General features: G+C 60.0%; 6 protein-coding genes and 3 pseudogenes. 2 read left to right on the forward strand and 7 right to left on the reverse strand.

Annotated elements, in window-relative coordinates; translation table 11 throughout:
- The 6 genes and pseudogenes from ABIB95_RS46845 to ABIB95_RS46870 form a co-directional block, all read right to left on the reverse strand.
- Positions 1-1,060: transposase (locus ABIB95_RS46845; protein WP_354249151.1), on the reverse strand; the 1,060-nt coding region annotated here is incomplete at its 3' end.
- Positions 1,061-1,131: 71 nt separating this feature from the next.
- A pseudogene (locus tag ABIB95_RS46850) lies at positions 1,132-1,878 on the reverse strand (IS256 family transposase); the annotation flags it as partial.
- A 1,056-nt stretch (positions 1,879-2,934) separates the two neighbouring features.
- A complete protein-coding gene (locus ABIB95_RS46855) occupies positions 2,935-3,537 on the reverse strand; it encodes an AfsR/SARP family transcriptional regulator (RefSeq protein ID WP_354249152.1) in 603 nt (200 codons plus the stop codon).
- A 132-nt stretch (positions 3,538-3,669) separates the two neighbouring features.
- Positions 3,670-4,101 (reverse strand): annotated as a pseudogene (locus ABIB95_RS46860) (integrase core domain-containing protein); the annotation flags it as partial.
- Positions 4,102-4,541: 440 nt separating this feature from the next.
- Complete coding sequence (locus ABIB95_RS46865; protein ID WP_354249153.1) at positions 4,542-5,027, reverse strand: hypothetical protein; 486 nt, start codon at positions 5,025-5,027, stop codon at positions 4,542-4,544.
- A 429-nt stretch (positions 5,028-5,456) separates the two neighbouring features.
- Positions 5,457-5,564: pseudogene (locus ABIB95_RS46870) on the reverse strand (histidine/lysine/arginine/ornithine ABC transporter ATP-binding protein); the annotation flags it as partial.
- Between the two features lie 693 nt (positions 5,565-6,257).
- On the opposite strand from ABIB95_RS46870, the gene ABIB95_RS46875 reads away from it, so the two are divergent.
- Together ABIB95_RS46875 and ABIB95_RS46880 are read left to right on the forward strand one after the other, a co-directional pair.
- Positions 6,258-6,593: a hypothetical protein gene (locus tag ABIB95_RS46875; RefSeq protein WP_354249154.1), complete on the forward strand. Its 336-nt coding sequence runs from the start codon at positions 6,258-6,260 to the stop codon at positions 6,591-6,593.
- Between the two features lie 520 nt (positions 6,594-7,113).
- Positions 7,114-9,207 (forward strand): recombinase family protein, encoded by a 2,094-nt coding sequence (locus tag ABIB95_RS46880; RefSeq protein WP_354249155.1) that lies wholly within the window; start codon positions 7,114-7,116, stop codon positions 9,205-9,207.
- 12 nt (positions 9,208-9,219) lie between these two features.
- On the opposite strand, the gene ABIB95_RS46885 is transcribed toward ABIB95_RS46880, so the two are convergent.
- The coding region (locus tag ABIB95_RS46885; protein WP_354249156.1) for a reverse transcriptase domain-containing protein at positions 9,220-9,721 on the reverse strand (502 nt) is incomplete at its 5' end.

A 9,721-nucleotide genomic window follows, 5' to 3' on the forward strand; every position in this document is an offset into this window, starting at 1 on the left:
CTTTGTTAACCCGCCCTTTGGATAGGCAATCGCCCTTGAGGGGACACCGGGCGCAATCCTTCGCCTTCGAGTAAAAGAAACGGCCGTGCTTGATGGGCCGCGCCGGGCGCAAGATACGTCCTCGCGGGCACTTCAAGATGTCGTTCTTGGCATCGTACCGGAAGCGTCTGAGCGGTACGCGACTCTTGATTGGTTCGGCTTTAGCTGGGATGAGGGCATCAATGCCGCGCCGCTCGAGCGCGCCGTAGACTTTAGCGTAGGCATAGCCCGCGTCGGCGGTGACCACCTTGATGTCGATGCCCGTAGTCGCTTCAACCTCATCGACTTGCGGCTCGATCATCTCTCCTTCGTTCGTTTGTCCAGTCGTGACCGCGACATCCAGAATGACACCGACCTTGTCATCAACGGCCGTGTGCTGCTTGTAAGCGGGTTCCAGCCGCCGGTTTCGGGCATTGGTGGCCATTGTCGCATCGGGATCAGTCGTGCAGACCTTTTTGTACTTCCCGCTTTGCCGGCCCTTTCTCTCATCCTCGCTTTCATCTTCGCTTTGATTTTCGCTCAGCACATCCACCACATGCTGCTCGGTGAGGCTGTCCCAACTCACGTTGGCGCGGATGAGTGACGCATCGATGTGAACCACTTCGGCTGTTGCGATCTTGGCCTTCAGGCAGGCCTGGACCGTGCGTTTAAAGATCCTACGGAATCGCTCTTCGCCCCAGCGCTGGCGGATGCGCGTCAGGCTGGAATGGTGCGGTAGCTGCTCGTGCAGGGCATAACCAGTAAACCACCGAATGGCGATGTTAACCTGAGCCTCCCGGATCAGCTTGCGATCGTGTACGATGCCGGTGAGCAGACCCGCGAGCATCAGGCGGACCGCGGCCTCCGGATCGATGCCTGGCCGACCGTCGTTCGCGCAATAGCAGTCGGAGACCTCCTCCCTTAGCCAAGATAGGTCGAGCACGCGATCGACCCGGGCCAGCACGTGCTCATCTGGGACGAGCTGTCTGAGCGAGCCAGTGATGAAGAGCTCCAACTGATCCCGCTCCTTGCGCCCCAGCATCTCATTTGCTCCGCCGATCGCGAATCGCCGACGAGAACGGAATCAGCCAATTGCAGCTTTTTCAACGACCCCACGCGGCAGCGTTGCCAACTGGCGTTGAGCACCTTGGCCACGGTGGCCTTGATGCCCTCGTGGGCGTCGGACACAACGAGCTTGACGCCGCGCAGGCCGCGGCGGGCGAGCTTGCGCAGGAACGCGGTCCAGAATGTCTCGGCCTCGGATGGGCCGATGTCCATGCCCAGAACCTCGCGCCGGCCATCGCTGTTGACGCCGACCGCGACGATCACCGCGACCGAGACGATGCGTCCGTTCTGGCGCACTTTCACATAGGTGGCGTCGATCCACAGATAAGGCCAATCGCCCTCGATCGGGCGGGCGAGGAACGCCTTCACCTTATCGTCGATCTCGGCGCAGAGCCGGCTGACCTGGCTCTTGGAGATGCCCGTCATGCCCATCGCCTGCACCAGGTCGTCGACCGAGCGGGTCGAGACACCCTGGACGTAAGCTTCCTGCACCACGGCCGTGAGCGCCTTCTCGGCCATCCGGCGCGGCTCCAGGAAGCCGGGGAAGTACGAGCCCTTGCGCAGCTTGGGAATGCGCAGCTCGACCGTGCCGGCCCGGGTCTGCCAGATCCGGTCGCGGTAACCGTTGCGCTGGGCCAGACGCTCGGGGTTCTTCTCGCCGTAGGCAGCCCCAGTCTGGCCTTCCACTTCCAGTTCCATCAGACGTTGGGCAGCAAAGCCGATCATCTCGCGCAAGAGATCGGCATCAGGGGTCTTCTCCACGAGCGTGCGCAGGTTCATCATGTCGTCGGTCATCGGTGGGTCCTCGGTTGCGTTGGTGTGTCGCAACCCGATCCTACCGGAGAACCGCCGGTGACCACCGCAAAGCCGCCCGCCCGCTACGGCGCTACTTGAGGGCGCGCGTCCGGGCGGCTTTGCTCTACCGAGCTACACCACCTCCGGGGACACGACCTTCAACAGTGTACTAACACAAGTAAAAAAGATCTTGCTGCCCCGATGCAAGCACCGGAGGATGCTCGTGAAAGGGGTTCGCAGCGACCTTCGGGCTCGCCCGTTCCAACCTGGTTGAGCGAACCGGCGGCAAGCGTAGAAACCGTGGTTCCTAGGCCGCGCGCCGGGGTTGCGGAGTTCACTTCCGATATCCGGTGCCTGGTGGATAGCCGCCCGGGCTATAGGTACCGCCGGATCGTCGCGCTCCTGAAGCTCGAGCGGCGATCCGCCGGCCATGACCCCGTCAAGGTCTACCGGTTTGTTCAGACCGGCTGCGATGTGGGCCGGGATCGCGGCGGCGGTGCCAGCGATGCACTGCTACCTGCCCCGCGGGTGAAACGCGTGATTGGAGCAAGACCCCTGAACATTCTTCCAGCCTCGCGCAGCAAAGTGCGGACTCGCCATGTCATATACGATGACGGCATGGCGCGTATCGCGAGACATTGGCGGTAAACACTCCGTTCTGGCATTGGGGGACCTTGCGGGCCAAGCCAGTGCACTAGCGCACGACCTACACGAGGGCTTGCCAGTCGGACGGCAAAGCGGCCCACGAACCGGAGTCCAGAAGCTCCACGCCAGCATTGGGCCCTCGAACTAAGGTTTACAGCGCCCTCATCAAGCGCGCTGGAAAACTGCGCGCGATAGCGGTCTGGCAAACCAGAGGCTCGGACAACGCCGCAAGTTGACATCCGCGGCCAGAACAGCAGCAGCACCACTTAAGAACGGACCCAATGGTCCTCAGCATCGCGACCATTCAGGGGACGAGCCCACTGGGGGGCTTCGAATGTAGCAGGTCACTTAAGTCTGCAAAACGTACAACGCTTCCAGAATGATCATCGACGTCGGCAGCAATGAACGATATTAACGGGAGCGCTCCAGCCGTTTCTTCTCGGGTGGTCGGATTGCTCGGTCGTTGACAGACACCGGTCTCAAGCTAAGTTGAACGTTGCGGAATTCTCCATAATTCGCTGATACAATGATTATGTCATCCGATTGTGCGAAAATCGCCAGCTGTCTGTCGATCCACCGGTCGAATGCCGTGTCGACGCCACGCAGCGACTCCAGAAATGTGTCGGGCTCCTGCTGAGGCGGGAATGTTGACCGGTGAGCTTGGACGGGTCTGCCGATCCCATCGATCCAGACCCTGTTGGTCTGCAAGGATACGCGGTCTTTTTCGATGCAAAGCAACTCTGGGTCGATCGCGATGCCTCGCTTCAGCTCCATTAGGCTTTGCCGGAGACTGGCTCGTGCCTGTTCGTACCAGCGCGTGCTCCAGAGCAACCTGGCAAGCCGGCGCCGCGGGACTGTGGAGTCTCCGCACATGGCGAGATAGGCTAGGATTGCCTGCGCTTTGCGGCCGCGCGGCAGCACGCTCTCACCTGTCCAGCGCCAAGCCTCCATTGCGCCAAAGACGCGCAGCCGGAGTAGCGGTCTGACGTTCTCTGAGTCGGTATCGAATTTCACCGTGCCCCTCTACTAAGATGATTGAGGTATATCATTGCCACCGAGTTTTCATCCAGCGGCAGTTACAGTCTCGGGCTTTTGTGTAGCGAGACCGAACTTTGGACCACCCAGAACTAGAGTTTTGCGCCTCTGTCACGTTGGCGGGCTGGTGGCGCCGACGTGGTTGTGCAGCAAAATCGGCCGTCGATTGCCGATCGCGCCGTGGGGCCGTTCTTCGTTATAGTATCTGCGCCAAGTCTCCACTTTTTCTTGGGCGTCCGCAAGCGACAGGAACCAATGGGCATTGAGGCATTCGGCCCGGAAGCGGCCATTGAACGCCTCAATATAAGCATTGTCGGTCGTTTTGCCCGGGCGTGAGAAGTCCAGCGTGACGCCGCGCTGGTAAGCCCAGAGGTCGACGCCACGCGACACGAACTCGCTGCCTTGGTCGACGCGGATCGTCGCCGAGAAGCCCACTTCGTTGCAAACCCTTTCCAGCACCTCCACAACATCGGTGCCGCGGAAAGTGAGCCGCGGCTCCAGGGCGGGCGAGAAGCGGGAGAAGATATCGATAATCGTGAAGACTAGCACGCGCTTGTTCATCAAAGCGCGTGCTCCACAGCAATCCAGCAAGGCGGCGGCGCGGGATGGGTGCCTCTCCGCACATGGCGAGATAAGCCAAGATTGCCTGAGCTTTGCGGCCACGCGGTAGAATGCTCTCCCCCGTTCGGCTCCGCGCCCCATAGGGCCACGCAGCCGCAGTAGCGGCCTGACATCCTCCAAAACCGATCTCAAAAGTCACCGCCTCATCTCTGACGCCGTTGAATGCGGGGGCGAAGGTCGACAAACTGGCGCTACGCCCTCAGGGCCGCCGCCCGCCCGGCCTCCGGGCCCGATGTGCGGATCACCGGCAGCGCCTTGAGGCTTGGCTTCGCGGCACCGCTGGACATTGAAAAACATCCAGCGCACGCACTGGAGCAGGATTGCCCGGTACGCCCTAAAGCGTCCCCGGGGGGGCGGTTTGGTTATTCCTGCATTTCGTCCTTGGGCGTTTGTCCGTCATCGGTGGGTGTTCGTTCGGTCTTCAACTTTCTCTTCCTCCCTTCCGCTCCCGGTGGTTCGTCTGGTGTTTCCTCTGCCACTTTGGCATCCAATTGGTATGCCTCTGCGATGAGCGCCTGAAATTCAGTGTCGCTGTCGTTCAATGCTGCCGAAATCAGCTTGTCTAGAATGTCGGCACCTTCGGATGGTGATTTCACTACGCCCTGCCCAAGCTTTCCTATCACAAATCTGTAGCATTCATTATTAATCTTGTTCACCGGCTTCTTGTATTTGAACGGGTTATCTTTCTTTGTGAAAGCCCTCAGTACTGGCCGGACGTCAGTTAGAAACGCTTCAACCGATCCGTTCGGCCTCAATTTGATCTGCTCAAGCAATTCCACACCGCTCTGCTGCATTTTGCTGACGTGTCCTCTTGTGTTTGTCGTCTCATTTGTTGCTTCGTTTGCCATTTCGATGCCCTTTAAAAGGCATTAAGACAGCTCGGAAGGTATGGCAGGGACATGATAGTCGTTGATTCCGCGTCCACAGCCCAGCCTTGGTTGCGTTCGGCTTCGCTGGTGCCCGCTTTGGACCCACTGTAGGAACCCACGGTCAGGTCGGCCGATCGTAGAAGTCTGCTGATGTTCAACCATTGAAACTCTCTGTGAAGCTGAACGCAGAATGTCTTGTTGTCTCGATTATACAGAAAGATCCGAAGGAAATGCCGTGAAACTCACGTTAAAAACGAGAGCCAGGTTTCACCATCGTGCGTCAGAGCGGCTCAGCGCGGATCACGAGTGAAGCCAGGCGCCATTCCAATTAGTCGTCTGGTGAAAGGGAGATGGCGACGTCTTCCCCAGATCGAGAGGCGCAACTGCGTTAGGGTGACCGAACGTGGGGAGGAAGGCCCGACATCTTGGTGACGTCGGATTCTGGAACACTTCTTGCGGCGTTCCCTGCTCTTCGATTTGCCCCTTTTCGAGGAAGAGAACCTTCCTCGATACATCGCTAGGTGTGAGATCTGAGGAGGTTGTTCATCCCGTCTGAGGACCTGAAGGTGGTTGTTGCGACCTTGCAATTACCCACATTTGACGTCGGATTTGAGCGAGGCGCCGCGGCCGAACTCTTGAATCAGTAGAATCTGTTGTGATTCGTTGTTGAGCACCTGATCCGGAAGCGCGGGGTGCTCGATGGGCTTGGTGCAGGTGCAGGAGTGACGGACAGTGCGCATCAGAGCATAAGGTCGGATTCAGCGTCCCCCAAATCGCTTAGCTCCGTGTCTTCCACTCGTTGCTTTTCTCGAGCTTCCGATTGTCCAGACTTCCCCAAACCGGAGTGTGGTACTCGTTGCTCGGGCGAAGTCGCGGTCTCACTCGGTCGCGTCCCTGCGCCAGAGACCGCGGCAGCAACAGCGACGCAGGATCTGATGGCGGCCCAGCGACTTGCGCCCCTGATATTGAGCGATGATGAGCGTGCCAGACTTTAGTCGGTGGCGATGCGCCGGAAGACGGCGCAGGCACTAGCTCTGAGAGCCCGGATCGTGCTGACCTGCGCGGAAGGCGGTCAAAACAAGGAAGTGGCGGACAAGCTAGGCCAGGAGCGGGGACAGTAGGCAAATGGCGGCGGGCCTACTACCTCACCGGTTCGTCGGATCTACTCACCATCGCGGCTGAACGCGCTTTCCTCGACGGAGGCGCCACATGAGCGAACACCTCCTTCTGGCGCCGCTCGTGGAGTCGTACTTCCGGCGCCGGTTTACCAAGCAACGCAACGCGACCTCCGCTACGTTGGCCAGCTATCACGACGTATTGCGCATGCTGATCCTCTTTGCCACTGCCCGTTTGCGGAAGAAGCCAGCGGCGTTGGCGCTTGAAGATCTCGATCGGGACCTCGTTCTCGCCTTTCTCGATGAGCTTGAGGAGAAACGGAACAATTCCGTCGTAACGTGCAACGCTCGACCAGCCGCGATCCGATCTTCTTCCATCCCGTCGCCGCCGCCGATCCCGCCGCGTTCGGCGTCCCCCAACGGGTTCTGATGATCCTCACCAAACGGGCACACATCGAGATGACGCACCACCTCTCCAACGCCGAGGTGGAAGCCATCGTCGCAGCTCCTGATCAGACAACGCCTCGCGGCCGGCGCGACCCGGCCTTTCTGCTCTTCTTGGCGACAGTGGCGCCCACGTGTCCGAAGCGACCGGCGTCAACGCAAACGACACCTTCAGTTGGAGCGAGGACGCCCGCAGGTGCTGCTTCACGGCAAGGGACGCGAAGATCGCGTCGTTCCCATTCCTCAGGATCTGGTGCGACCGCTGACGAACCTATTGAGCGAACGCGGACTCGCCCATCATGAACCGCGGCCGATCTTCGTCGGGATCCATAACGAGCCCCTGACGCGCCCCGGTGCGACACACATCGTGCGGCGTGCCGCCTAGCTCGAAAATCACAATCGTCAAGCGCCAGCGGAGCGAAGCACGGAAGGACTGATCGAGGCCTTGGCGGACCTCCTGCTGGAAGCCCTGAGGGCGGAGGAATCGGCGATGAAGGGGGGCGGCGATGAGCAGCAAGGTCACCTCTGAACACCTCGGCCGTATCGCCGTGGTCTACGTTCGCCAATCGACGATGGCGCAGGTCACGGGCAATCTTGAAAGCCAGCGCCGGCAATATGACCTGGCGGGAGCTGCGGAGAAGGCGGGGTTCGCGTCGGTAACGGTGATCGACGACGATCTTGGGCGTTCCGGTTCCGGCAGCGTGCAGCGGCCCGGCTTCGAGCGGCTTGTGGCGATGGTTTGCTCCGGCGATGTCGGAGCCGTTTACTGCATCGAGGCTTCGCGGTTAGCGCGAAACGGGCGCGACTGGCACCACCTGATCGACTTGTGTGCGTTGGCGGGAGCCGTGGTCATCGACCCAGATGGAGCCTATGATCCGCGACTCGTCAATGATCGCTTGCTGCTCGGTCTGAAGGGGACGATGTCGGAATATGAGCTGAGCTTACTGCGACAGCGCGGCATCGCCGCCCGCGACTCCAAAGCGCGGCGCGGGGAATACCGCTTCATGCTGCCGCCTGGCTTCTGCTGGAGCGAAGTGGGCAAGATCGAAATCGACCCAGACGAACATGTGGTCGCCGCGATTCGGCTCGTCTTTGCCAAGTTCACCGAGTTGGGTAGCGCGCGTCAGGTCTTTCTTTGGCTGCGGTCGGTCGACCTCAAAATGCCCGTCGTCCTGCGCAATATTGATGTCTACAAGCTGATCTGGAAGGCGCCAGCCTATCACAGCGTTATGCAGATTCTGCACAATCCACTGTATGCTGGAGCCTACGCGTTCGGGCGGAGAGCTCAGCGAACGCGGATTGTCGATGGACGGGCGCGCAAAGTCAGCGGGTTCGACAAACCCCGCGAAGAGTGGAACGTTCTGCTGCGCGACAATCATCGCGGCTATATCAGTTGGCAGGATTATGAAGACAATCAGAAGCTACTTCTCGAAAACGCTCATATGAAGAAAAATTGCGCACGTAAATCAGCGCGCGGCGGCCGTGCGCTTCTGACCGGTCTCATGCGGTGCGGACGCTGTGGGCGGATGATGCGTGTCTTCTATGGCATGGCGAAAGGAAACGCGCATCGCTACCAGTGCCGCGGCGACGACGCGCATGTGGGTGCGGGACTATGCATTGGTATCGGTGGGGTTCGAATTGATCGCGCGGTTGCCTGGCAGATACTGGAGGCCGTCTCAGATCGCGCTGTGGAAGCGGCGATCTTCGCCTCAGATCAGGTCGAGCGTTCAAGAAAGGAAGTTGTCGCTGCCGTTGAGCGGGACCTTGAAGGAGCGCGCTATGATGCATCTCTCGCCTCGCGTCGATACGAACTTGTGGATCCCGCCAAGCGCCACGTCGCCCGCGAGCTTGAGGCGCGTTGGAACGAGGCGCTGGAGCACGTGGCGGGACTTGAGCGTCGAATAGAGGAACTGTCCGCCGTGTCGGCGACGCGTCCAAAGATTGATCGCGCTCGCTTGCTCCAGCTTGCCCGTGACCTGCCGGCAGTATGGAACGCATCTTCAACGGACACGCGAACCAAGCAGCGGCTCATCCATATCCTGGTTCAGGAAATCGTGTGTGAACTCGACGACGCCACCAACGAGGCCGTTCTACTGGTTCACTGGCGCGGCGGACGCCATACAGAGGTGCGTGTCGCGCGCGTCAAGACTGGCCGGTATCCGACCGACATGGCGCCCACCGCAGTTGATGCGCTCCGCAAGCTTGCCGGACACTGGCCTGATCGAGAACTTGCGGTATCGCTCAACCGAATGCGCTGCAAGACGGGCAATGGCGAAACTTGGACAACGGTCCGTGTGCGCGAAATGCGCGAACGTCTCGGCCTCCCCGAATACGACCCCACCCAAGCTGGGGTTGAGATGATGATCAGTCTTGCGAAAGCTGCCGAACGGCTCGGCATCTGTGTGGGATCTGCGAAGAGCCTCGCACTCAGAGGCGTATTGCCGGCGACTCAAGCGATGCCAGGCTCGCAATGGCTCGTTCCGGTCGAAGCGCTAACCTCCGAAGCAGTGCGGATAGGCGTGCAGCGCGTGATTGCCAGGCGACCAAAGTTCTACGAAGAATATCAATACGATAGACTTATACGACTGCCCGGACTCTGACAAATGGATGCATTATGAAACGCGAGGAGTCTGGCAGAACCCAAAGTACCCTCGCCATCCGATGAGGTAAGGCGAGAGGTCTTTGATAATCCTTTCCAGATTGATGCCTCGTGTCCGGCATGTGACGTCCCGAACTCGGTCTTTGAACTTAGCGAGCGCTTTCGGCGCAATGCGTCGTTCGCTCCCATCGTTCGCAATACTGAACCCCAGGAACTTGCGCCCCTCCGGTCGTGCCACCGCGCTCTTTGCCTCATTGACCTTTAGCCGGAGCTTGTCGGTCAGGAACCGGGTGATCGAGGCCATGACCCGCTCGCCAGCGCGATGACTGCGAACATAGATGTTGCAGTCGTCCGCATAGCGACAGAACCGATGGCCACGTCGAGCCAGCTCCTTGTCGAGATCGTCGAGCACGATATTACTATAGCGCGACAATCTGGATGGGAAGCGCGCGACAATCAGGATGGGGAGTCGGTGTCGCGGCGAGGTGATGATTGCCGCGATGATTGTCGCGCGC

The sequence above is a fragment of the Bradyrhizobium sp. LA2.1 genome (genome assembly GCF_040547725.1).
In the GTDB taxonomy this organism is placed as follows: Bacteria; Pseudomonadota; Alphaproteobacteria; order Rhizobiales; family Xanthobacteraceae; genus Bradyrhizobium; species Bradyrhizobium barranii.